Below are 23,732 nucleotides of genomic sequence, written 5' to 3' on the forward strand. Positions count from 1 at the left end.
GGGCGCGTGGAGTTCAATGGTTTCCCATCCCCGGCGTGCGGGGCGGAATCGGTAGAAAAATTACACCCCTCGGCGGCTCAAATGCAAATCGCCGCTGACCACGCTACTGCTGGTGGCGTGCGAGGATGGCTTCCCACGGCCCGGCCCAGCCGGCTTTCAGGCCTTCTTTCGCCATCGACACCACGTCTTCGTCGAGCCCCATGGCTTCCGCGAGGAAGAGGATGGCGCTGCGGGCGGTGTGGGTCGGCTCGATGCCGGACGCGTCGCGGTGGACATCGTTGAATTCCTCGCGGGCGATTTCCTCGAACTCGATGGCGCTGAGGGTGTACCAGTCCAACATCTCGAGTGGATCGACTGTTCCGGCCCACGGGCGCGTGGAGCGCGCGCGGTTCTGCACGACCGCGAGGCATTCGAGTGCCCTTTCCCCCATGGTGAGGTGGCGTTCCCACATGTCACCGTCCGCGTCCGCTGGGTAGCGGTCCAGGTGGGATTGGATGGCATCCAGATGCGCGTTGAGCCGGTCGTTTTCGGGGAGCACGGTCACTGCGGTCCTCGCCAGCATGACCAAGACTGTGCGGGCGGTGTGGCCGTCGGGGCTGGCGGTGCCGTCGATAAGCGGATGCTTGGCTTTGCCTTCGTCGGTGAGCGCGTTGATGATGAGTTCTTGTTCTTCCGGGGCGAATTCGGTGCGGAAGAAGCCCGTGAGGCTGAATGCGCCGAGGTACCCGTCGAAGGGGCCGGGGTCTTCAACGAGGCGTTCCTTGTCGCGCTCGCTGATTTTTGACATCAGGCGGTTGACGCGACGCGTCCAGTCCTCGTTGCGGTCGATCCAGCCGGCGCGGCGCGCGTCCACGGCGATGCGCAGGGCGAGGTCGAAGTCGTTGTTCTTCTCCGCGATGATGGCCAGCTGGCGGAAGCACGGGTGTTCTTCGCTGTACGCGCAGCTCTGGTGCATGCCCTCGACGCGCTTCTTCCGCGCCTCGAGGTGGAGCTCCGCCGCCCGCCGCACATCGCCTTTCCTCTGTGCTTCGAGCGCCTTGTCCTCGATCGTCCGGGCTGTGCGCTCGGCGGCGCGCTTGATGCGGTCGCGTTTGAGCCGCATCACCCGGGCTTCGATGTTGATATTGTCCTGGGCGATGCGCAGTACCATGTCGAAGGCCTGCGAGGAGTAGTTGCGCTGCCCGTAGAAGTAGTTCATCAGCCGGATCTGCGTGTGGTGCAGCTCGACGAGCGCGTCGTCGACGAGGTCGTTCGGGGCAGGGAGCCGCCCATAGCGCTCCATGAGCTTATCGACGATCTTCGCCTGCAGCCCGCTTTCCTTGTTGACGAGGATGAACAAGTCGGACAGGAAGGCGACATCCATGTAACGGTCGCGCTGCAGCTGCGCGGGGCCTTGCTTCGGACGCGATTTCTTTTCCCCGTAAGCGCGGTCGAGGAGCGTGCGCTCCTCGGGGGTCAGGGTGCGCTCCCACCAGTCCTCCAGGCCGAAGTAGTTGATCGAGTTCTGCTTGTCCGCCATTGCGCCTCCTTGTCGTAGTCGCGCTCGTCGTGCTCGCGTTTGCCGTCCTAGAAGCTCGGGAACGGCAGCACGTTCGTGAGAATGAGAAGGATCATCACGAGGATGATCAGCAGCACGACAGAGATCGCGATCAGCATTGCCAAGCTGCCTTTGCCTGGTTTCTTCTCCCCTGCGGCGTCCGCACGGCGGACATCTATGCCCTCACGGCGTGCCATTTGCTCGCGCTTCTTCGCTTTCTGCGGCTCACCGTACGGGTTGCCTGCCGCCTGGCCGCGCACAGGCGGGGTCTGCCTCGGCTCCGGGGTACTGCGCACCCGCTCTCCGCGGTCCGCGTGCTGCCCCCGCTGCTCGTGCGGCTGCCCGTACTGTCCCTGGCCGTAGGACGACGGCACCGGATCCTGGCGGTAGCCGGAACGCTGGTCTGCGCCGTAATCGGCGCGGTGCTCCCCGTGGCCGGCTAGCGGCGGGTTCTGCGGGGTGCGTGGGTGCTGGCCCGCCGGCTGCGGGTCAGCTGGCTGCTGCGGCACCGCGTGGTGCGTCACCGGTGCAGCCTGCGACGCCTGCGCCGCCGGGGTTGCGCCCGGAAGGGCCGCGAACGGTGCGACGTCGGTGAAATCGTATTGGTCTTCCTGTCCGCGGCCGCCGTTGAAACCGGTGGCCGCACCAGCTGCTGTCGGGTTCTCGCCAGGCATGTTCACTGTCCCTTACCGTCCTTAGAGGTACTGTGCGGGCGCGGTGCCCGGCGCGTCGAAGGTGATCTGCGTCAGCAGTGCCGGTGCGGCGGTGGTATCCGTCGACGGTTCCGGCAAGTACGTCCACGCGATCACGGCGATGAAGGCGATGAGCAGGGCCAGGCCGATCACACCGAGGATCTTGCTCCAGATACGTGAGCGGCGCTCTTCCGTTTGCTGCACCTTCTCGCCGCGCTGGGCTGCGATGTTCTCAGCCTCGTCGGTGGAGATCTGCGCGGGGTCGTTGTGCTCTGCCTGCTGGAACGGGCGCGCACCGCCGAACTGGTTGTCTCCCGGGCCGGCTGTCTGCTGCCCCGGCATGCCCGGCTGGCCGGGGTACGCCTGCGGCGGGAACTGCGGCACAGGGCCGGACGGGCCGGGCGCCTGCGGCCACCCCTGGCCGAAGCCTTGCTGCGGTGTTGGATGCGTGCCGTTGGTCATCGTTGCGGCCCTTCTTCTCGCGGGGCTTCCACGGCCTCAAATCCGTGCGGTGCCCCGTAGTGGCGGTCGGTCTGCAGTTGCTGATAAGGCTGCTGCCCCTGCAGGTACTGCGCGTACTGGTTGCTTTGCTGCGGCTGCGGCGCGTACGGGTTCGCCTGTTGCGCCGGTTGCGTCTGCTCCGTCGCGGGCGCGGCAGGTTGCCGCGGCTCAGTCGCGGGCGCGGCAGGTTGCCGCGGCTCAGTCGCGGGCTGCTGCGGGGCGGCCGCCTGGGTCAGGCGGCGTTGCTCGCGGGCGAGCCAACCCTGGTTGTGGTGGGACATCACATTCCTCCCTCGAAGAGGCCGTAGCTGGAAAACATCTCGCGGATAGGGTCAAGGACACGGAACGGGGCGATGCCCATCCTGGACACGCTGTCCCCCTCCGGGGAATCGCCCAGGGCGGACACGGCATGGCAGCTGTACGGGACAGGGGTGCCGGTCGGCGACTGGGTTTCCAACAGGTTGAGCATCTCCATGGCGCCGAGGGCGCTCAGCATGCTGCGGATTTCAAAGTGCATGGAGGCGCGGTCCGCCCTGTCGAACCGTTGGTTCGGCGGGTTGGATTCGCGGCGGAAGGAAGCGCCGTAATTGCTCATGGCGGCCTGCCAGTCCACCGTCTGCCCCTGAATGCCGCCGCTGCCCACCTGGTCGACGTCGGCGAGGCGCTGCAGCATGTCGAATTTGGACAGAGTCAGCGCGACCGTGGGCATGTGCTCCGGGGACATCAGGCGCAGAATATTCTGCAGGATCATCGCGGGGTTCTCCCGGCCGACCTCGTTGGTGGACACGGTGCCCTCGAGCAGTTGCCGGATGCGGTTGACCGCCATCGGGTCGTAGAGGAACACGATGCGGTCGGCGTTGCGGAAGAAACCGAGCTTCGGGGCGCGCTCCGCAAATCCCTCCTCGCGGAGGTCCTCGCCGGCGACGTCCTGGAGCACCAGGTAGACCTTCTGCCTCACCTTTTCGTTGTCGGCGGGATTCACACGGACGTGGAATCCCAGGTCGTAGATCAGCGGGCGGTTCTGGTAGGCCTCCGGGTTCGCCGACGGCGGGGTCGGCGGCATGAGCCCCATCTCCTCGAACAGCGGGGTCTCGTAATTCTCCTCGTAGGTGCGGCGGGTGTATTCGTCAGCGGCGTTGAGGAAGCCGTGGTTCGCCGCCAACATGTCGCGTAGCAGCTTCACCACGACGGCGATGTAGAGGCTCTTGCCCGAGGAGCGGGCACCGGCCATCGCCACGGTGAGGGTGCCGGAGCGCATCCAGTCCTCCGGAAGCTCGATGCCGGGGTGCTGCGGGGCAGTGCCCGCCGGGTCGAGCAGTTCGAAGGTCACCGGGTCTTTCGGCGGGATCAGGTATGCCGGGGGTTGCGCGTTCACTAGCTGTTCACCCCCGCATCAATCGCTCCGCGCAGGTCGTGGATGGCGTCGCGGTAGCCGCGGGCATCGCCTTCGGCGACGGCGCGGTGGAGGCGCTCGTCGAAAAGCGTGGACGTGACGCCGTGCGCTGTGGCGACGGGGCGGGTCGAGATGACGTGGACTGCGGCGCCGCGGCCCAGCAGGCAGGCCGGCACATCGTCGGAAATAGCGATCACGGCGGCCGTCGGGGAGAAATCGGCGGCGCCGAGCTCCCACCCGATGTCGTTGCCGCGCAACGATTCGGTCGTGCCCGCGGGAACCTCGAGGGTGTCCACGAGTCCGGGCACTTCCCGGCCGGACGAGGTGGTCAGGCGCTTCGCGCAGCGCATTCCCGAGACTGCATTGACCGCGAAGCTGAGCATCGCGTCCGTCTGGTCGGCGGTGGCGCTACGCAGCATCGAAGCGCTGGAGTCCACGACGATGTGCACAGAATCAGCACCCGGGGAACCCGCCGTTGCCGCGGGCGTGGTGCTCTCCGAAGCAGTTTCCGCGGACGTGCCGCTGCCGCCAACGGGGCTCACGGGCACGACAGTTCCGGCGTCGCCGGCGATGACGCGCACGCCGGTGTCCGTGGGGATCAGCGTCAGCGGGGTGAATGTGTCGCGGGCGGCGACCTTGAACGGCGGAAGGTTCAGGTCCACCAGGCCGGAGACGGCGTCGCGCGCCTGGACGCGGACGTAGAGTTCGGCGCGGTTGCCGAAGACCTCGTTATCGGGCCGGACCTCGATCGTCGCGGGCCCGTTGAGCTCCCGCAGCGCGTAGCGGTCGCCGGTGCGGGGCAGTTCCGCATCGCCGTTGAAGGCGCGGAAACGGCCGCCGTCGGTGAGCTCCATGACCAAGATGGCGCGGAAAGCATCGGTGGTGAACTTGAATTCCTCACCGTGCCCCATGCGTTTTTCAAGAGCCATTAGTGCTCTCCTTTCTGGTTTGCCGGACCGCGGGTGTTCTGCACCAGCCTCTGAATCACCCGGCTCAGGAACTGTTCGGTGCGCTCGACACGCAGCTCCGCGAATGCCGCGGGCAGGACGCTGACAGCCTGCGCGGCTAGCGCGGTGTCGCGCTGGTTCTCCGGGGCGGTGGCGAAGAAGTCCTCCCACGCCCGGCGCGCCACGGCATCCACGTTGGGCTGGTTGGGAACGGCACGTGCGGCGATGCGGTTCGCCAGCGCCACGAGGTCGTGGATGACCTCCGTGCGCCGCTGAGCATCCGCGGTGATCACCGGGTAGCGCAACTGGTTGAACGCGGCGGTGGCCAGGGCCGCGCCGATGAGGTAGCAGGCGGTGTCGGCGCCGAGCTTCTCCACACCGGGGTGGCCGGCGTAGCGCAGCTGCTGGCTGATCTTCCCGTCGCCGAGTTTCTCCAGCAGTTCGGTGATGTCGTCGCCGGCGAAGAGGCTTTCAAGCTGTTTGTTGGCTACCAGGCTGACCAGTCCCGCGGCGGCGGAATCCGGCGCGAGGTTCAGGTTGCCGCCCTGCATGACGTCCACGATGGGGCCTTCGAGGTTGCCCAGGCTGCCCAGTCCGTCGACGAGCATGTCGCGGTCGAATGCGCCGATGGCTTCGGCATCGGTGACGTACTGGATAAGCAGCGGCCCGTCGCTCTCCCAGTTCTGCAGCGTCTCGTAGACGGAGCCGCGGAGCTCGTCGAGGCGGGTTTCGTCGATAAGCTCCTTGTTGATCAGCGTCGGGTACTCCTCGCCGACGAATTCATTCGGCTCGGTGATGTCGATGGCCAGCTGGTTCAGCTCGGGCTCGATGCTCTTGCGACGGTGCGCGAGCGCGAGCTGGGCGAGTCCCGCGCCGAAGCCGCCGTGCACGTCATCGAGGGCGGCGAGCTTGTCGACGGCCTCCGCCGCCCCACTCCCCGACCGGTACAGTTCCTCGGTCATGCGCGACCATTCGGTCCGCGGTGCCGCCCCGGCGTCTTTTTCCGGGTCGATGACGGTGAAGGCCGGGTTGGCGGCGAACAGTTCCGCGTCCTCGACTGGGCCCGCCAGTAGCGCGGCGTAGCCCTGCTGGTTTGAGGCCCATTTCGCAGCATCGACGGAACGGGCGCGCTCGAAGGTGCTCACGCGCAGCGCCCGGCGCGCGGCCTGCGGCGTCATGGTCGTGGACACGGCATAGATCCAGAAGGCGGCCTGCGTGTCCGAGGTGGTGACCAGCACCGGAATAGTATCCGGGTCTTCCAGCGCCTGCTGGATCGCGTACACGACGCCGCGGCGGTCGCCTTGGAGCTCGCAGATGAGCTTCCACAGGTTCTCCACGTCGGGCAGCGGGCCGCGGGCAGGCTCGGCGAGGTTGCCGTCCAACTGCACCGAGTTGACCACCGGGGCGCGGAACGGCGCGGCCAGGTCCGGGGAACGGAACAGCGCGATCGGGTACTGGGCGGCGAGCGGCTGCTGCGGTGCGTGGTCCACCACGCCGTGGGTGAACACGTTGCCCGGGCGGCCCGTCGCGTCCTTACCCGCCGGAACGGACTGCACGTACACGCCGTTGCGCGCGTCCGGGATGTACTCGAAGCGGCGCGGCAGGGCTTCGATCTCCTCGCCGCCGATGAACTCGTTGACCTCCTGGATCGGGGTCAGCGAGATCGCGGCGGCCGAGCGGATCAGCTCGATGTCGTTCGGGTCCGCGTTGACGGTCGGCCCGATGGACCAGCCGCCGGAGCTGGACGTGTTGGAAAAGGACGCGTAGGTCGCGTGCGCGAAACGTGCCATCAGTGCATTCCTCCGGGCTGCTGGAAGTTATTCATGAACCACAGCGACACCACATTCGGGTCCCGCAGGGCCACCTCGGATTCCCCGTCTTCGGGAGCATCCGCCATGAACAGGCGGAGCCACCCGTAGCCGCGGGAGACGAGCTCGGGGTCGACGCGCCAGTACTCGAAGCCGGGGGTGCCCGGCGCGAGGTTGTCCGGGTACAGGTGGTCCGAGGTCATGATCGGTTTGTAGTCCTCGACGTGGCCACCGTTGATCTTGCTCACGCGGACAGGCTCGCCGTCGTTCGGCTCGAGTGGCAGGCGCTCCGGGTGGTAGCGCAGGGTGAAGCGGCGGTGCCGGGTCTCCTCGTTCTCCGCGTTGACGAAGAGGTAGAGGCCGTTGTCCGGGCCCGGTGTGAGCATGTAGCGGAAGTGGCGCAGCCCGCGGTACGGGATGATCGTGGCTCCGCCCCACTCGCGCAGGCCCGCGTGCATGCGGCTGGGAATGAGCACCACATCGCGGGCGCCGCGCATGTGCACGCGCATTCCGCCCTCGCTGCGGTATTCCTCTTCGTCGATGGTGGCCATCGGTTTGGCGTCGCCGCGGCGCGGGTCGATCTGGCTGCCCTGGCCCGGCTCTGCCAGGAAGGCGGCCACTTCGTGGGCCTGCTCCGGCCAACCAAAGGTGATCAACTGGGCGATCACGCGCTCCTCAATACGGGCGGAGGGGATGCCGCCCACGCGCACGAAGCTTGACGACGTACCGACGCGCGCCTTGTTGCCCACCACGCTGACCGGGGTGATGGCGATGGAGTACCAGTCGTCGGGCCACGCGAAATCGGCGGCGTCTTTCGCCTCGGCGATGTCGTTGACCCAGGCGGCCAGCGGCAGGCCGAAGCCTTCCAGTTGGTCGGTCTCGACGACCTTGTCGGATAGGCCCTCCGCGGGCAGGTCGCGGGTGCGGTAGATGCGCACCTCTCCGGAATTGGGCAGCTCCCACTGGACGGTGAACAGGCCGTTGCCCACCGACTGGTCCAGGTGGACGTCCGCGTGGACCTCGACCACCTCGGCGGTGATGTCGATGGTGAATACCTCGGAGTGGGCGCTTCGCTCCACATTCCCGTTGACGTTGACCTCGCGCACCGCCTGCACCGCGTAGGTCAGGCCGCGCTGCGGCGGTGTCCACCGGAAGCCGTTGACGTTGCGGCTGGACTGGCTGACCTCGTGCGCGCGGCGCGTGAGGCGGCGCCGTTCTTCCTCCGGCGCGATGTAGACGTTCACGCGGTCAGTGTGCCGGAATTCCTCCCACTTGCCGCTGACCTCGCTGCCGTCGAAGTTGAGCTCGATGTGTTCCACCGGGCGGACGTAGACATCGGCACCGACGAGCTTCGGCTGGTTGCGCAGAGCATCGAGCTCGTTCGACCCCTCGTTCAGCCACACCTGGTAGTAGCGGTAGGAAAAAGACAGCGGGTCAGCGTCGTCGAAGAACGTGCCGCTCGTCGTGGTGCGCAGGATGCCTTCGGCCGGGTCGCGGTCGAAGACTTCCTCGTCGCTGACCACACGGAAGATCTGCACTGGCTGCGCGTCGTAGTCCTCCGGCAGGGCCCACCTGACGTGGATCGCGCCCTCGTCGTTCAGTTTCGCGCGCACGGCACCACCGGAGATGACCGTGAGATCCTCCAGCAGGTCCAGTTCCTCGAAATCGTCCTCGGCCAGGTCCAGCGGCTGAGCCGTCTCCCGCGGCGGAACCGGCTGGGGTGCCGGCTGCTGGACTGGCTCGGTACGGAAGTGCTGCGCGGGCTGTCCCTCCGGCTTGACGTGGCGCGGCGCGGAGGCCTGCTCAGGCTGCGGCGGCGTTTGTGACTGTGGCTGTGACTGGGCTTGTGCTTGCGCCAGCCGCTCCGGTTCGGGCTGTTGCGGGCGGGGCTGCTGTGGCTGCTGCGCGGCCGGCGCGCCGCCGGGATTCTGCGGCAACGGCTGACTCGGAGTGACCAGGTCGGGGCTAAGTGGGGTCTGCAGGGGCAGGCCGGCACCGTCGAGCATGACCAGCAGGTCGAGCGCTTCCGCCCACACACGGGTGTGGGGGTTGGACTCGCCGTAGACGAGGTGCTGGATCAGCTCTTCCTCGCTCGGCACAGGCAGGCCGGTTTGCTGCTGGACGGCGGCGCGCCACGTGGCTGCCATCTCTGGAAGCGACATTAAATATCACCTTCACCGGGGAAGTCGACGGCTGAGGAACCGTCCGGGCCCGGGGTCCACCGGGAAGACACTCCAGTGGAGTGACCCTCCGCCGCGGGCATCTCACGTCCTGTGCCGTAGTTGTCTTCGACATAACCGGAACCAGGCAGGACGATGTCGTCGCTGTGGTCGGTGGCTGCGCTGCCGGCGGAGGACAGCGTGATGTCCTGGGCCTGCGCATTGCCGCCGACCTGGACGAGCACCTCCGTGCGGCCGATCGGGTCGCGCGGGCTGGAAGACACGCGGTGGATGCTCAGGTCTCCGTCCACCGCTGAGGCGGCGCGGCCGCGGCTGGCGGACGCCAGGAAGTGGCTGCTGAAGGTGCCGTGCGCGGCGTCGCCAAGCAGCTCGCCTTCGAGCGCGCGGGCATGGCCGCTGTCACCGGAGGACACAGTGCCCAGCAGCTGCCCGCTGAACGGGTTGTTGCTGGCGCGCAGCTCCTCGGCCACCGGCCGCCACTTGTCGCCGGTGCGGTCGCTGGAGGAGAACTCCGGCGAAGTGACGTAACGCGCGATGCGGTCCAGCGGCGAGCTCGAGTGCTTGCCACGCTGGGCGGACAGGTACTCCCACCGGTCGTCGTTGCCCGGCTGGAACAACTCACCGTAAGCGCGGGTCAGGCCCGCGGAGACAGCGTCGCCCAACCAGCCCTCGTGGTAGAGGCCGTTCTTGTAATGCGCCACTACATTCGACACGGCGCCCGCCTCCGGGGCCGCGTCGGCGAAGACCACGTTGCGCGGCATGCGGTTGCTGGGCTGTGCGGCGATATTGCGCTCCGTCTTCACGCGGCCGAACGGGCGGTTGACCAGTTCGCCGAGCAGCTGGGTGACGGAGAGGAACTGCGGGTACGCCTCCTCGAGCCGCACCAACGACACCTCGGCGTTGCGGAGCGTCTGCTGGGCTGCCTCGATCCGTGCGCGCTGCCCCTTCCGCAGATTTGCCAGCTGCACCTGGTCGCGAGTTTCAAAACTGACCTGCAGCAGGAAGAAGATGAGCCAGATGAACACCCAGATGCCGAACATCCACGCCAAGGTAGAGCCGGAAGCATTGTTGAGGTTCTGCACCCACCACATCTGCGAGAACACCAGGTCGGTGAAGGAGCCCTCGCCGCTAGCGACCTTGTCCTGGGCGTTCTTCATCACCAAGTGGCCGATCAGCCAGAAGATCAGGAAGAAGAACAGCGACGTGGTGGTCACCCACCCCAGGAAACGGCACGTGCGGGCAGCGGCACCGGTCTCCGGGGCCTTCACGCCCCGGCTGAGGCGCTCGAGTTCCGCACGCGCGGCGGCGACCTGCTGCTCGCATTGGACACGGATATTGCGCAGCTCGTCACCGATATAGCGGGCGAAGCTGCCCCGCTCCGTGCTCCTCCACCGCTCGAAATCGTTGTGGAGCTTGCCGGTGTCGAAGACGCCGTTGGTGTCGGCGGAATTCAGGCGCTGCTCATACGTGGCGATCGCTTCCGGGTCGTACGGGGCGAGGGAATCGGCGCCCATGACGTCGCGGAGACTCGGGTCGTCGATACGCATCGCCTGCTCGGGCGCCGGAATAACGTCGCGGGCGCTCGCGGCGACAGTCACGTGGTCGGAGGCGAGTTGGCGCACCACCTGCGGGGTGGCGGAATCGCGCGCCATCGGGGCCAGCGGACGCGGCTTGGCGTCCAGCATGGTCAGCGCGAAATTCTTGTAGCCGTTCCACATCGGCTGCATCTCGGCCGCGACTTTATTTCGGTCGATCTGCTGCGCTTCCTGCGAAATCTGAGCCGGGGCGCCCTGCAGGTTGCGCATGCTGCCGATGACAGCGGAGGAATCCGCGCCGTAGACCCTCTGCAGGCTCGCAGAAATCTGGTCGGAGGCACCGCCGCGCAGATCGTTGAAGGAATTGGCCGGGGTGTTGATCAGCGTCTTCCACCACACACCCCGCAGCTCGCGGGACGCTTCCTTGTTGCTCAGTTCGCGGTCGCGGTCGGTCTTCGCCGCCACGCGCTTGGGCATGAGGCCGTCGCGGTACAGGCCGAGGAATTCATCGGCCGCGGCGCGGGAGAACTGCTCGCGGTTTTGCGGGTGCTCCACCACAGCCGTGCCGCCGTCGGCGCGATACAGGCGCGGAGTCGGATTGACCTCCGTGTCGAACAGGGCCTGGCGCAGCTGGTTCTGCACCTCCTCTCCGTCGACACGGCGGAAGTAGGCGCGGGTGAGACGGAAGTGGATCGGCGAGGCGGTGCCGCGCAGCTGCTCCACCGGGCACTCGGACGCGCCGTCCCACAGGCCGAACAGGGAGCACAAGGTCGTGGCCACCAAGAGGGTGAAGGTGTTCTCGCGCTCTCCGGCGGACACCGGCACCGAGTGGTCGGACGGCGCGTCCGATTCCTCAGGGGCGATGAACAGATTCACGTAACCGCGGACAATGTCCACCTCTGGCGAGGTCGACTCCCCCGCCCGGCCGGCGAGCACGTTGACGGGCAGCGGGTTGAGCTCCGCCACGGTGTCCGCCACCACTTGGAGGTCCATTTCGCGGATGTTGTCCTCACCGTTTTGAGCGTTGACCACGCACAGCGCGAAGCGCTCGTTGTAGCCGCTCGCCAGCAGGCGCGCGAAGCTGTCGGTGGTGGACGGGGTGCCGTCCACGCGGCCGTCGATAAGCAGCGCATGATCCATTGGCCCGGTGAAGGCGTCCAGGTCGACCCAGATCGCGCGGCCGATCAGGTGCAGCGCCTCCAGGTCCTGAAGTGCTTGGCGGAGAGCGGCGCCGAAGCGCCCGCGCCCCACGAAGATGGGCACGCACGCCTGCACGGCGGTGCCCCCGAAGCGGTCAGCCATTAAATGTCATCCTCTCCCGGCATGGTGGGCATGCTCACCGGACGCGACACGGAACCCAAGTCCAGCTCCGGGCTTTCGTCGAGCGCGGTGTGCTTCAGGCGGTCAGCCTCGTCGAGCATCCGCAGAATCTGGTCGATGACCTCGTAGACGTCGAGCGCCACATCCGCGAACAGCGGGATGCGGGAGGCCAGCTCGCGCGAATCGATATCGGCGACCGGGCGGGACGCCTGCACCGAGAGCTGGTCGCGCAGGAGCCTGTCCGTCGGGACATACTCCATGGCGATCTCGCGCTGGCGCGACAGCCACGTCTTCACGGCTGCGAGACGCTCCTCCGGGGTGACCTCTGGGCCGGTGCCCTTGATCCTCAGCCGGTCGCCGCTCTTGCGCTCGCCGCTGGCCAGCCACTTGGCCAGAAGGCGCGTGCCCTTGAGCGTGCGGCCGATCTCCGACGGGTTGTCCGCGTCATCGTACAGGCCGCGCATCACACGGTACGGGCGGTAGCTGTCCAGCAGCGGGGTCACGCCCGCCCTCGTCCACGCCAAAGAAGCCGACTCGACGACGGCCGGCAGCCAGTCGAACACGTTGCGGAAGTTCGACGGCGGCGTCAAAAGCGGATCCGGGAAGGACAGCCAGCCGTGGTTGCCCTCAGTGTCGTCGTACACCTTGACCGGGCTGTTGTTGTCCGGCGTGTCCAGGGTGGCCGGGAAGTCCATGTAGCCGATGATGCGGCCGATGTACCAGCCGCCGATGAATGCGCGGCGCTCCGCGTCGCTCATCGGGGTGGCGGCCTGGATCGGGCGGGCGCGCTTAGCGCGCCAGAACTCCTTGCGGGAGTCCTTCAGGCTGTCCCACTGGTCACGCATCGGGCGCAGCAGGGAGCCGAAGACGACCGGCACGTAGTTCGGGTAGGAGCCGAAGATGTCGATGGAGCGCTCCTCGCCCTGGTTCTCCAGCGCTTCGCCGAGCGGCTTCATCGGGTCCGGCAGCTTCACGTTCGGGAAGTTGACCACTTCGTCGGCGAGCAAGCGCGCGGACTCGTCGCCCTCCAGCGGGATCTTGGAGAAGTTGAAGGCGTAACCCACCTCGTCGCCGTAGAGGTTGCGCACCAGATTGTCGTCGATCTGCGCGAGCGGCAGAGCGTTCTTCATCGCCTCGGTGAACTTGGAGGCCAGGCGCTGCTGGCGTGCGCGGCGCTCGTGGTCCTGCAGGCTCGGCGCGGTGACGTAGCTGCGCAGCGAGGTGGAGATGAAGTCGTAGAAGGAGAAGCCACGGCGCTGGATGTACATGCGGGAACGCTCCAGCACCTCCTCGGCGCCGATGCGCACGGAGAACTGGCCCAGCTTCGGGTCGAGCAACTCGGTGGGGTTATTCGGGTCGCGGGTGAAGTTCATGGGCACCCACGGGCCGGTGAGCACGATCAGGTCCTCCGGGGCCTGCTCCGCGCCCTCCAGTGCCGACCAGGAGCCACTGACCACGGACGACGCGGCGCTGGAAATCGCGTTGTCGTACGAATCGGCGTTGGTGGCGTTCTGGATGTCGTGGACGTACTGGCGCGGGAAATCGCTGATCTCGGTGAGGAAGATCTCGTTCGCGGCCTGCGCGAAACGCGGCGGCACCATGTCGGTGTCCTCCGGCCACAGCTGCGGAACGTTCGTCTTCAGCTGCGCGACACCGAGATCCTTGTCGTTGTTGAGCGACAGCTCGTGCTCGAGGTCGGTGTGCTCGGTGGTCATCGCCTTCTGCAGCGGGCCGATGAAGCGGTCGATGAAGTCCGTCAGCGTCCCCAGCACGAAGTCCGCCATGCGGCTCGAAGCCCGGATCTGCAGCTGGGTGCGCACGTCGCGGACGATGTCTTCCATGTACTGGTCGGCGCTGACGATCTTCCCGCGCGCGTTCATCATTGCCCGTTCGGTCTCCGGGTGGAGCACGAGGCGCTGCTGCGAGCGGGCGGCCTGCTCCAGCTGCGGCAGAACGTCGCGGACGAGCATGTTCTTGATCGCGTCGAGCACCGCGCCGCCGTACGGCAGGCCGAAATTACCCACTTCGCGGCGGATGATGTCCAGGAAGCCTTCCTGCAGGTTGCGCACGCGAGCCCAGTTGAAGGCGGCGGCGTAAAAGTCCGCACCGTTGTCGGCGCTGACCTGCTGGTCGAGGACGTTGAGGGCGCTGATGACTTCCGGTGCCCAGTCGCGGCCGCGGCGGTTGTTCGGTTGCGGGATCTGGTGGCGCAGGCTGTCCGCGTACCTGTCAGCCCAGCGGTTCATCTCCGCTCCGAAGGTGCCCCACAGCCAGTCGCGCACATTGTCGCCGAACGGAATCACCGTGGTGCGCGCCTGAATCTGGCGCCAGTTGGTATCCACGCGCTGCTTGATCTGCTCATCGCCGGACGCCGGATTCGTCGGGTCAATGTGCCCGTGCACAAGCTTATCGACGGACGAACGTGCCAGCCTCTGCGCCGAGTATTCCGCGTAGCGGTCGCGGCCCATGGACAGCTGCGCGTAGCCGAAGGAACCCCACGGGAGGTTGTTCTTGTTCTGCACACCCCAGCCGTAGGTGTTGTCGCGCACCTGGAGGCCGCCCTGGTTGCCGAGGTTGAACTGGGTGAAGCGGCCCATCGCCGCTTCGTCCATGAGCAAGGAGGCCAGGCCGCGGCCGAGCGCGCGGTAGACGGTGCCGGGCTTGCCGTCGCCGAGCTGCGCGCCCTCCGCGCCGGCGTGGGCGCCGACCGGGAACACGCGGGAAATGGGCACGCTCTCGTCGCCCAAGTTCACACCGAGCTGTTCGAAGAGGCGGCGGTCGGTCTCGGTGGCGGAACCCATCTGGGCGGCGGCCATCTCACCGAACATCGCCATCGCGTTCGGGTTCGCACCCATCACCTGGTCCTGCGGGATGCCGCTGAAGATGTCCGGGGTGAAGGCGAACATGCAGTTGCGGCCGACGCTGGCCTTGTCCAGGGAGGTCAGCAGGCGGCAGACGTCGATGGCCATGGATGCGCCAGCACCGCCCGACATGGAGGTGACCACGATGATCAGCGGCACGTCCTTGCCCGCGTTGACGGCGGATGATGCGCGGCCGGTCAGCGCTGTCTGCAGACGGCTGAGCTCACTCGCCGTGCCCGGCTGGTTGAGTGCCGCCCACGCTTTCTCCAGCTCGTCCTGCACCTCACGGAGCTTGCTCAAGGTGAGCATGCGGCCAATGGCGCGGTACTGGCCGGCACCGGCGGAAATCGGGGTGGTCTCCGCCCCCGGGTTGCGCAGCGCCCAGGAGGACACGGTGCCGAGCTTCTTGCCGCTGGCCAAACGGGCGGAGACCGCCGCGTCGACGTTGGCGTAGCGCCCGGAGGAACCCACGGAAATATAGCGCCCGCCCGCTTCCTGCACGTTCTGCAGGTTCTTACCGGCAGACTCCGGCTTGGTGGGCACGTCGAGGGATACGAACTGCCAAGCGTCCGGCAGCTTCACATCCTTCGGCGAGACGTATTCGTTGGGGAGGCGCTCCGCCAACATCGTCTTCAGCTGGTCCATCATGAACGCCAGCGTTTTGGCGCCCGAACCGCCGCAACCGACGACGAGGACTCTTTCCATGAAGTGGTGCTCCTTCTGAGGTTCAGTTTCCGGGGCGTCTCGGTGAAGCTTCCTCCCCGGCACTGCTTGGTTAGTTGGTGCTATTCGGTTGTGACATCAATCATGGCCGTTGTGCGGTGATCCCGCAGCCCGACGGGCCCGTTCCATGCGCAGGCTACTGGGGCGGCGGGCCCCAGGGGCTCGACTGCGGCCCTGAGCTCGGCGGCCCCCATGGCGACGAGCCGCCGGGCTCCGCCCCGCCAGCCGGACCGGACGGACCGGACGGACCAGCAGGACCGGAGGGACCCGCCGGCGGGTTCCATCCGCCAGCGCCACCGGCTGCAGGGCCGAATCCCTGACCGCCACTCTGCGGCGGTGCGAAACCACCGCCGCCGGAGAAACCTGCATCGCCCGGAGGCGCGAAGCCGCCGCCCTGGTCGAACTGGCCCGGGGTCGGCTCGGCGGACGGCAGACGTTCCGCCAGTGCATCCGCGAGCGCGGGCGCTTCGGCGGCGATCTCGTTCTGCAGCTGCTCCTGGGCCGCCGGTGCGAGCGGGATGCGGGGGAACGCGACGACTTCGAGGTCGTCGACGTTCTGGCTCGGCGCGTGGACGAACCAGGAGTCCTGCACTGCCAGCGGCAGCACCGCATGGCCGTCCTTCTCCTTGCCGTCGCCGGCAATGGACGGGGTGGACACGATGACATTCGCCGCGGACAGCGGGTTGATGGAGAAGCTCTCCACCTGCGCCTGGGCGCGGCCCGCCTGGACGGTGCGCGGACCCGGACGCATCTGGCGTGCCGCCGCATCGGTCGGGTCGATCTGCGGGTGCGGCTGGCCGTCGAAGGTCCACCCGCCTGCACCGCGGCTCATGCGCAGCACCACCGGGCCGACCGGCGGATCACCCGGGATCTTGGAGGTCAGGTAGCGCACCAGGTAGAGCAGCAGCAGCGGGAGCAGCAGGCCCAACAGCAAAGCGAGGATGAAGGTCACCGCGGCGACGCCCTTGGACACCGGCACCTTCGAGTCGATCTTGGCGGCCACGTCGACCACGCGCTCCTCGCCGCCGTTCTCGTCGGCGATGTGGACCGGCAGGGTGCCGTTGGCGACGAGCTGCGCCCGCTTCTCGAAGGAGAAGGTCAGCGGCAATTCTGCGGTCTCGCCGCGGCCGACGGTCAGCGCCGAATCCTTGGAGTTGTGCTCGGATTCCACCGTCACCGCCCCGAGGTCATCCATGCCGTGCTCGACCTGCTGACCGCCCTCGACCCAGATGCGCCCCGGGCCGGAGACCGGAACGTTCACGGTGACCTCGTCGCCCTCGGTGGTGACGTCGATCTGACCTGGTAGCTGCGGCAGGTTCTGCACCGCAACGCTCACAGCGCTGTCGCCCTGCAACGGGGACAGCGTCGTGCCCGGCTTGCCCTTGGCCCCTGCCGTGGTGATGGTCACGTCAGCCTTGACACGGCCGGACACCGGCGCGTCCGGAATCTTCTCCGCCGGGATCTCGACCCGGCCGGAGGAGAAGTCCGCCTTCTCCTCGAGCACGACAGGTTCGCCGCCTCCGCTTGGGACGAACTCGACCTTGCCTTCGGCCTTGCCCTCAGGATCGACGACTTTGCCCTCGGAATCGGTGAGCTCGACGACGAGTGTGCCGTCGTCCATGACCTTGAGGTCGTTCTTGCCAGCTTCACCATCAGTCTTCGCCGCATCGTCGGCGCCGTCCGCGGCGAAGGTGACGTTGAGGTCCGGGACCATCTCGACGAGGACAGCGACCTCGCCCTTCTTCGCCACCTCGGGGTCGACGTCGATAAAGCGCATCGACCATTCGCCGGCCCAGTCCTTGTCGCTGGACTTGTTCAGAGAGCCCTCGGTGCTCTGCACCGCTTCGCCGCGTGCTTCCCAGGTGAGCTTGCCGCCGCCGGCGTTCTTCTCGCCGTTGCCGGACATGACCACCTTGTCGCCGTTCGGCGCGGTCATCTCCAATTTCGCGTCGGGGCCGAGATCGTCGCGGCCTACAGCGCTGAAGCGGACGGAACTGATCGAGTTGTCCAGCACGAACGCAAAGGGCTTGTCCGCGGTGGTGGTGCCGCCGACGGAACCGCCGGTATCCAGTGCGGAGCGGAATGCGGCGAAGAGGTCGCCGACCTTGTTCGCCGGGTAGAACGCGCCGTTCGGGTCCTGCTCACCACAGCTGGTGCTTCCACCCTTGCCTTCGGTGATGGCCTGGAACAGGTCGAAGTTCTCGTTGATCTCCGGGTTGGTCAGGCCGATGCCCACGTGGGTGATGCCCGCCGCGCGGAGGCGGTCGGCGACACCGTTCGGACGGCACAGGTTGTCCTCCGCCCCCTTATCGTCGGCGGTGGCCAGCTTGCCGTCGGTGAAGGTGACCAGCAGGCGGCAGGGGTCCTCGCCCGGGGAATTCAGCAGGTCCTCGCTCGCGCCCTCCAGGGCGGTGTTGTAGTCGGTGCCCTTGGTCTCTTCGGTGCGCTTCTCGAAGGCCTGGATCTGCTTCAGCACGTCTTCCTGGCTGTCGACGGTGAGCTCCGTCCAGTCCTCGTAGCCTTCGCCTGGGTTGTTGACGTTGTTCTTGTAGGTGGTGCCGAAGCCGGCGATCTTGATGTTCGTGTTCAGCTTCTGGTCCTGGCTCTTCTGCAGCAGGACCTTGGCGAAGTCCTGCGCGGCCGGGATGCGGAAGTTTTCCGGGTCCGCACCCGGCTTGCCTTCGACCTTCTTGCCGTCGTTCCACAGGTTGGTCAGACTGTTCGTCTCGTCCATGAGCAGCAGGACGTCCAACTCATCGTTGTTGGCCATGCAGGCACCGAGCTGGCCGAGCGGGTTCTCGCTACCGGCGATCTGCTCGCTCTTAGGCTGCGCTCCGGGTTTCTCTGGTTTGTCCTGCCCGCCGGGCTTGGCTGGTGCTTGCGGCTTGTCAGGTTTATCCTGCCCATCGGGCTTGTCCGGCGTGGCCGGGTCGAGCGGCTTCATCGGGGCGGGCTGAACGGGCTGCTGGGCGGAGGCATCCCCGCCGAAGGCGCCCATGGCACTGGTGCCCAGGGCGAGCAAGGCGGCGGCACCGACGGCGGTGGCGCGGCGGGCTGTGGTCGCGATTGTCTTCTTCATGGTCATGTTCTCCTCGCGGCGCTTAGAGCCTGCCCACCCACAGGGCGATGCAGAGCGACGACAAAATGATGGCGATGAACAGCACCGCCAAGGTGGCCCAGTACAGCCCCTGCTTCCAGCCGACGATCGAGTACATGCCGTTGGCGCGGCGGCGAGTGTCCTCGGAGAAGTAGAAGGCCAGGGAGGACACTCCCAGCAGACCAGCCAGCGCCCAAGCGCCGAAGGCCATGCCAGCATACGTCCCGGAGACCGGGGAAATGCTGCCGAACAGCAGGATCAGCGTCATCACCACTGCGGCGACACCGAGCACCAGGCCCGGAACAAGCCACGTCGTCGGCGCTGAGGACGGCTCCGCTGTGGAGGAGCCAGTGCCCCCACCCGGCGCAGGAGCACTCGGGGCGCTTGTGCTGCCCGGCCAGGCGAAGCTGTCCCCCGCAGCCGGCGCCGGGGCGAAGGGATCAGACTGCCCGCCGGACGAACCGGCATCGCCGGGATTGCCCCACGGGGAGGACTGCGGCGCCTCGCCGAAACCGCCTGCACCGGTACTGCCCCACGGCGAGCTTCCCGCGGAGGAGCCGGACGGCGCACCAGATCCCCATACGCTGGATCCGCCCGCATCTGAGTTCCCGGATCCCGGTTGCGGGAATCCGCCGCCGAATGGTGGCTGCTGATTGGTCATTCATGCCTCCTCTACAAAGCGCTGAACCGCGCGAACACCCCGGGCGTAGAGGAGGAGCCCAAGAGATTCGCACGGACAGCGCACTTTCCGCCCTGTACTTTACCGAGATCTCAGGATTCGTCAGGCTGAACTGAAAAGAATATGACTTTCGTGCTCAAATGACAATGCGATCGCTGCGGAGTACACCCCACACCCCTGGGTCATGAAGACGAATGGCGATGAGGCGCCAATTTCAACGCCAACGGTGCGATGCGCGTAGGTCACGCACCGTTGGCCGAATACAAAAGCCCGGCTCCCCTCCCACCCCGCGTGAAAAGCGGGGTGGGAGGGGAGCCGGGCTCGTCGTTAAGCGCGGGTTTCTCAGCCGTTAGCGCTTAGAACTGGTCGAAGCCGTACTCATCCAGCGGCACGGATGCGCCGGTGAACTCGCCGTAGCCTTCGTCGCCGTAGATCGAATCGCCGAAAGACGGAATCGAGTACGCGGCGGAACGCGCGGCCTCCGTCGGCTTGACGGAGATGTTGCGGTAGCGGGAAATACCGGTACCAGCCGGGATGAGCTTACCGATGATCACGTTCTCCTTCAGGCCGATCAGCTTATCGGAGCGCTTGTTGATCGCGGCGTCGGTAAGCACACGCGTCGTCTCCTGGAACGAAGCGGCAGACAGCCACGACTCGGTCGCCAGCGACGCCTTCGTGATACCCATGATCTCACTGCGCAGCTCAGCCGGCTCGCCACCCTCGGCGACAGCCTGGCTGTTGATCTGGCGCGCCTCGGACAGGTCGACCAGGGTGCCCGGCAGGAACTCCGTCCCACCCGCGTCGATGACGGTGCCGCGGCGCAGCATCTGGCGGATGATGATCTCGATGTGCTTGTCGTGAATCGACACACCCTGGGTGCGGTAGACAGCCTGAACCTCGTCGATGAGGTGCTTCTCCACACCGCGGCGGCCGAGGACCTCGAGCACGTCGTGCGGATCCGCCGCACCGCGCAGCAAGCGGTCGCCGACCTTGACCTTGTCGCCGTCCTTGAGGGAACGCTCGATCATGGCGTCCGGGTTGGACTCCATCGGGCGGCGCACCTGGGCCAGACCCTGGCGCTTGGACAGCTTCTCGTAGACCACGTCGTCGGAGCCGTCCTCCGGGTGGATGGTCAGGGTCCAGAAGTTGCCCTCGTCTTCCAGCGAGATCTCGCCGGCCACGGACGCGATCGGGGCGCGGTTCTTCGGCACACGTGCCTCGAACAGCTCCTGGACACGCGGCAGACCACCGGTAATGTCGCCGCCGACACCACCCTGGTGGAAGGTACGCATGGTCAGCTGGGTACCCGGCTCACCAATGGACTGTGCGGCCACGATGCCGACAGCCTCGCCGATGTCCACCAGCTTGCCGGTGGCCATGGACTTGCCGTAGCACTTCGCGCACACACCCGTCGGCGTCTGGCAGGTCAGCACGGAACGGACCTTGATCTCGGCCACGCCGGCCTCGACCAGGGTGTCGATGCGCTCCTCGGACAGGTCGCTGCCCGCCTCGAGGATGACCTTGCCATCGGCGTCGGTGGCGTCCGATGCCAGCACGCGGCCGGACACGGAGGTCTCCACCAAGTCGTGGCGGACGAACTTGCCGCCCACTTCCTCGGCCACCGGAACCTTGACGCCCTGGTGGGTGCCGCAGTCTTCCTCGCGGACAATGACGTCCTGCGCCACGTCCACCAGACGGCGGGTGAGGTAACCGGAGTCAGCGGTACGCAGAGCGGTATCCGCCAGGCCCTTACGCGAACCGTGGGAGTTGTTGAAGTACTCCATCACGGACAGGCCCTCGCGGAAGGAGGTCTTGATCGGACGGGTGATGTACTCACCGCGGGAGTTCACGACCATGCCCTTCATACCGGCCAGGGTCCAGATCTGGCGCATGTTACCGGCAGCACCGGACTTCACGATCATCGGAATCGGGTTGTCGTCCGGGTACAGGTCCTCGACAGCCTGGCCGACCTTGTTGGTGGCGTCCTGCCACAGCTCCACAAGACGGTCGTAACGGTTCTCCTCAGTAAGAGCACCCTTCTCCCAGAACTTGCGCTCGATCTCCGCGGCTTCCTTCTCATACTCGTCCAAGATCTCGGTCTTGTTCGGGAGCACGAGCACGTCGGACATGGTGATGGTGATGCCCGAGCGAGTCGCCCAGTAGAAACCGGCGTCCTTGAGCTTGTCCATCGTCTGCGCGACGGTGATCATCGGGTACTTCTCCACCATGGAGGCGATGATGTCGCCGAGCAGCACCTTGCCGGAGCCGCCGCCCTTACGCACCATTGCGCCTTCCTGGTACGGGAAGTTGAACGGCAGCATCTCGTTGAACATGATGCGGCCGAGCGTGGTGTCGGCGGTCCAGGTCTGCCCCTTCTCCCAACCGTCCGGGAACTGCTCCGCCTCGATCTCGCGCGTCGGACGCAGGTGGCTGATGCGCACCTTGATCGGGGCCTGCAGACCCAGGACACCGCGGTCGTAGGCCATGATGGCCTCGCGGTAGTCGGAGTAGTAGCCGCGAGCCGGGCCGTTCTCGTCGCCCGGTGCGTAAGCGCCCTCGCCGCCGATCTCGCCCTCGCTCTTGACCATGGTCAGGAAGTACAGGCCGGTGACCATATCCAGGCGCGGCATAGCCAGCGGTTTACCGGATGCCGGGGACAGGATGTTGTTCGAGGACAGCATGAGCACACGCGCCTCAGCCTGTGCCTCAGCGGACAGCGGCAGGTGCACAGCCATCTGGTCGCCGTCGAAGTCAGCGTTGAACGCCTCACATGCCAACGGGTGCAGCTGGATGGCCTTGCCCTCCACCAGAACCGGCTCGAAGGCCTGGATACCAAGGCGGTGCAGCGTCGGTGCACGGTTGAGCAGCACCGGGTGCTCGGCAATCGCCTCTTCGAGCACGTCCCACACCTCGGGGCGCTGGCGCTCGACCATGCGCTTGGCGGACTTGATGTTCTGCGCGTAGTCGTTGTCCACCAGGCGCTTCATCACGAACGGCTTGAACAGCTCGAGAGCCATCAGCTTCGGCAGACCGCACTCGTGCATCTTGAGCTGCGGACCGACGATAATCACCGAACGGCCGGAGTAGTCCACACGCTTACCAAGCAGGTTCTGACGGAAGCGGCCCTGCTTGCCCTTGAGCAGGTCGGACAGGGACTTCAGCGGACGGTTGCCCGGACCGGTGACCGGACGGCCGCGACGACCGTTGTCGAACAGCGCGTCAACGGACTCCTGCAGCATGCGCTTCTCGTTGTTCACGATGATCTCGGGCGCACCGAGGTCGATCATGCGCTTGAGGCGGTTGTTGCGGTTGATCACGCGGCGGTACAGGTCGTTCAGGTCCGAGGTGGCGAAGCGGCCACCGTCCAGCTGAACCATCGGACGCAGCTCCGGCGGGATCACCGGGATAGCGTCGAGGATCATGCCGGCCGGGTCGTTGCCGGAACGCTGGAAGGCAGCGACGACCTTCAGGCGCTTCAGGGCGCGGACCTTCTTCTGGCCCTTGCCCTCGGCGATGATGGTGCGCAGCTCCTCGGACTCGGCGTCGAGGTCGAAGTTGCGGATTAGGGTCTGGATCGCCTCAGCGCCCATGCCGCCGGTGAAGTAGTCCTCGTAACGGTCGACGAGCTCTTCGTAGAGGTTCTCGTCGATGACCATCTGCTTCGGGGCGAGCTTGATGAAGGTGTTCCAGATCTCGTCGAGGCGCTCGATCTCGCGCTCGCCGGCCTCGCGCATGTGCTGCATTTCCTTGTCGGCGGCGTTCTGCACCTTCTTGCGCGCGGCGGCGGTGGCGCCTTCGGACTCGAGCTCAGCCAGGTCCTCCTCGAGCTTCTGGGCACGGTCGGCGATCTCCGCCTCGGTGTCCTGCTCGACTTCCTTCTTCTCCAGGATCATCTCCGCCTCGAGGGTGGACATGTCGTTGTGACGTGCCTCCTCGTCGACGGACGTGATGATGTTCGCGGCGAAGTAAATGATGCGCTCAAGGTCCTTCGGCGCGAGGTCCAGCAGGTAGCCCAAGCGGGACGGGACGCCCTTGAAGTACCAGATGTGGGTGACCGGGGCGGCCAGCTCGATGTGGCCCATGCGCTCGCGGCGCACCTTGGACTTGGTCACCTCGACGCCGCAGCGCTCACAGATGATGCCCTTGTAGCGGACACGCTTGTACTTGCCGCAGGAGCACTCCCAGTCGCGGGTCGGGCCGAAAATGCGCTCGCAGAACAGGCCGTCCTTCTCCGGCTTGAGGGTGCGGTAGTTGATTGTCTCCGGCTTCTTCACCTCGCCGTGCGACCAACGGCGGATGTCTTCGGCGGTGGCCAGGCCGATGCGGAGCTCATCGAAGAGGTTTACGTCAAACACGTAAATGCCCTTTCACCTCCCATTTCGCGGGAGGATTGAAGTTGAATTAGTTCTTCGTATTAAGTCTTATTTGCTTGCCGACGCACGGCAGAAGCGCTTGGAAG

At 66.6% G+C, this 23,732-nt stretch carries 13 protein-coding genes; all 13 read right to left on the minus strand.

The window, feature by feature from the left end; all coding sequences use genetic code 11:
- Nucleotides 1–103 precede the first annotated feature (103 nt).
- Nucleotides 104–1,519 (minus strand): hypothetical protein, encoded by a 1,416-nt coding sequence (locus tag QYR03_RS06665; RefSeq protein WP_301712473.1) that lies wholly within the window; start codon nt 1,517–1,519, stop codon nt 104–106.
- Nucleotides 1,520–1,566: 47 nt separating this feature from the next.
- Nucleotides 1,567–2,211, minus strand: a complete 645-nt coding sequence (locus QYR03_RS06670; protein WP_301712474.1) for a hypothetical protein — start codon at nt 2,209–2,211, stop codon at nt 1,567–1,569.
- A gap of 21 nt (nt 2,212–2,232) precedes the next feature.
- Nucleotides 2,233–2,691 carry a hypothetical protein gene (locus QYR03_RS06675; RefSeq protein ID WP_301712475.1) on the minus strand — a complete coding sequence of 153 codons (459 nt, stop codon included), beginning with the start codon at nt 2,689–2,691 and terminating at the stop codon, nt 2,233–2,235.
- A complete protein-coding gene (locus QYR03_RS06680; RefSeq protein WP_301712476.1) occupies nt 2,688–3,011 on the minus strand; it encodes a hypothetical protein in 324 nt (107 codons plus the stop codon). The genes QYR03_RS06675 and QYR03_RS06680 overlap by 4 nt, the downstream gene beginning before the upstream one ends.
- Entirely contained in the window at nt 3,011–4,105 is a 1,095-nt protein-coding gene (locus QYR03_RS06685) for a hypothetical protein (RefSeq protein ID WP_301712477.1), read from the minus strand. The genes QYR03_RS06680 and QYR03_RS06685 overlap by 1 nt, the downstream gene beginning before the upstream one ends.
- A complete protein-coding gene (locus tag QYR03_RS06690; RefSeq protein WP_301712478.1) occupies nt 4,105–5,052 on the minus strand; it encodes a hypothetical protein in 948 nt (315 codons plus the stop codon). The genes QYR03_RS06685 and QYR03_RS06690 overlap by 1 nt, the downstream gene beginning before the upstream one ends.
- Nucleotides 5,052–6,860 carry a hypothetical protein gene (locus tag QYR03_RS06695; protein ID WP_301712479.1) on the minus strand — a complete coding sequence of 603 codons (1,809 nt, stop codon included), beginning with the start codon at nt 6,858–6,860 and terminating at the stop codon, nt 5,052–5,054. Before QYR03_RS06695 ends, QYR03_RS06690 begins: the two co-directional genes overlap by 1 nt.
- Nucleotides 6,860–9,040 (minus strand): hypothetical protein, encoded by a 2,181-nt coding sequence (locus QYR03_RS06700; RefSeq protein WP_301712480.1) that lies wholly within the window; start codon nt 9,038–9,040, stop codon nt 6,860–6,862. Before QYR03_RS06700 ends, QYR03_RS06695 begins: the two co-directional genes overlap by 1 nt.
- Nucleotides 9,040–11,895 (minus strand): stage II sporulation protein M, encoded by a 2,856-nt coding sequence (locus QYR03_RS06705; protein WP_259851759.1) that lies wholly within the window; start codon nt 11,893–11,895, stop codon nt 9,040–9,042. The genes QYR03_RS06700 and QYR03_RS06705 overlap by 1 nt, the downstream gene beginning before the upstream one ends.
- Nucleotides 11,895–15,479: a tubulin-like doman-containing protein gene (locus tag QYR03_RS06710; protein WP_301712481.1), complete on the minus strand. Its 3,585-nt coding sequence runs from the start codon at nt 15,477–15,479 to the stop codon at nt 11,895–11,897. Before QYR03_RS06710 ends, QYR03_RS06705 begins: the two co-directional genes overlap by 1 nt.
- A gap of 154 nt (nt 15,480–15,633) precedes the next feature.
- Entirely contained in the window at nt 15,634–18,576 is a 2,943-nt protein-coding gene (locus tag QYR03_RS06715; RefSeq protein WP_301712482.1) for a vWA domain-containing protein, read from the minus strand.
- A 22-nt stretch (nt 18,577–18,598) separates the two neighbouring features.
- On the minus strand, nt 18,599–19,255 hold the full coding sequence (locus QYR03_RS06720; RefSeq protein WP_301712483.1) for a hypothetical protein: 657 nt from the start codon (nt 19,253–19,255) through the stop codon (nt 18,599–18,601).
- Between the two features lie 374 nt (nt 19,256–19,629).
- A complete protein-coding gene (locus QYR03_RS06725) occupies nt 19,630–23,628 on the minus strand; it encodes a DNA-directed RNA polymerase subunit beta' (RefSeq protein ID WP_301712484.1) in 3,999 nt (1,332 codons plus the stop codon).
- Nucleotides 23,629–23,732: the final 104 nt, after the last annotated feature.

Origin of the sequence: Corynebacterium sp. P4-C1, assembly GCF_030503595.1 — a bacterium.
GTDB lineage: Bacteria > Actinomycetota > Actinomycetes > Mycobacteriales > Mycobacteriaceae > Corynebacterium.

Coding starts and splice junctions, on each gene's coding strand:
- QYR03_RS06715 (WP_301712482.1), bottom strand. CDS start 18,576: ATGAAGAAGACAATCGCGACCACAGCCCGCCGCGCCACCGCCGTCGGT.
- QYR03_RS06680 (WP_301712476.1), bottom strand. CDS start 3,011: ATGTCCCACCACAACCAGGGTTGGCTCGCCCGCGAGCAACGCCGCCTG.
- QYR03_RS06705 (WP_259851759.1), bottom strand. CDS start 11,895: ATGGCTGACCGCTTCGGGGGCACCGCCGTGCAGGCGTGCGTGCCCATC.
- QYR03_RS06720 (WP_301712483.1), bottom strand. CDS start 19,255: ATGACCAATCAGCAGCCACCATTCGGCGGCGGATTCCCGCAACCGGGA.
- QYR03_RS06690 (WP_301712478.1), bottom strand. CDS start 5,052: ATGGCTCTTGAAAAACGCATGGGGCACGGTGAGGAATTCAAGTTCACC.
- QYR03_RS06665 (WP_301712473.1), bottom strand. CDS start 1,519: ATGGCGGACAAGCAGAACTCGATCAACTACTTCGGCCTGGAGGACTGG.
- QYR03_RS06670 (WP_301712474.1), bottom strand. CDS start 2,211: ATGCCTGGCGAGAACCCGACAGCAGCTGGTGCGGCCACCGGTTTCAAC.
- QYR03_RS06695 (WP_301712479.1), bottom strand. CDS start 6,860: ATGGCACGTTTCGCGCACGCGACCTACGCGTCCTTTTCCAACACGTCC.
- QYR03_RS06675 (WP_301712475.1), bottom strand. CDS start 2,691: ATGACCAACGGCACGCATCCAACACCGCAGCAAGGCTTCGGCCAGGGG.
- QYR03_RS06710 (WP_301712481.1), bottom strand. CDS start 15,479: ATGGAAAGAGTCCTCGTCGTCGGTTGCGGCGGTTCGGGCGCCAAAACG.
- QYR03_RS06700 (WP_301712480.1), bottom strand. CDS start 9,040: ATGTCGCTTCCAGAGATGGCAGCCACGTGGCGCGCCGCCGTCCAGCAG.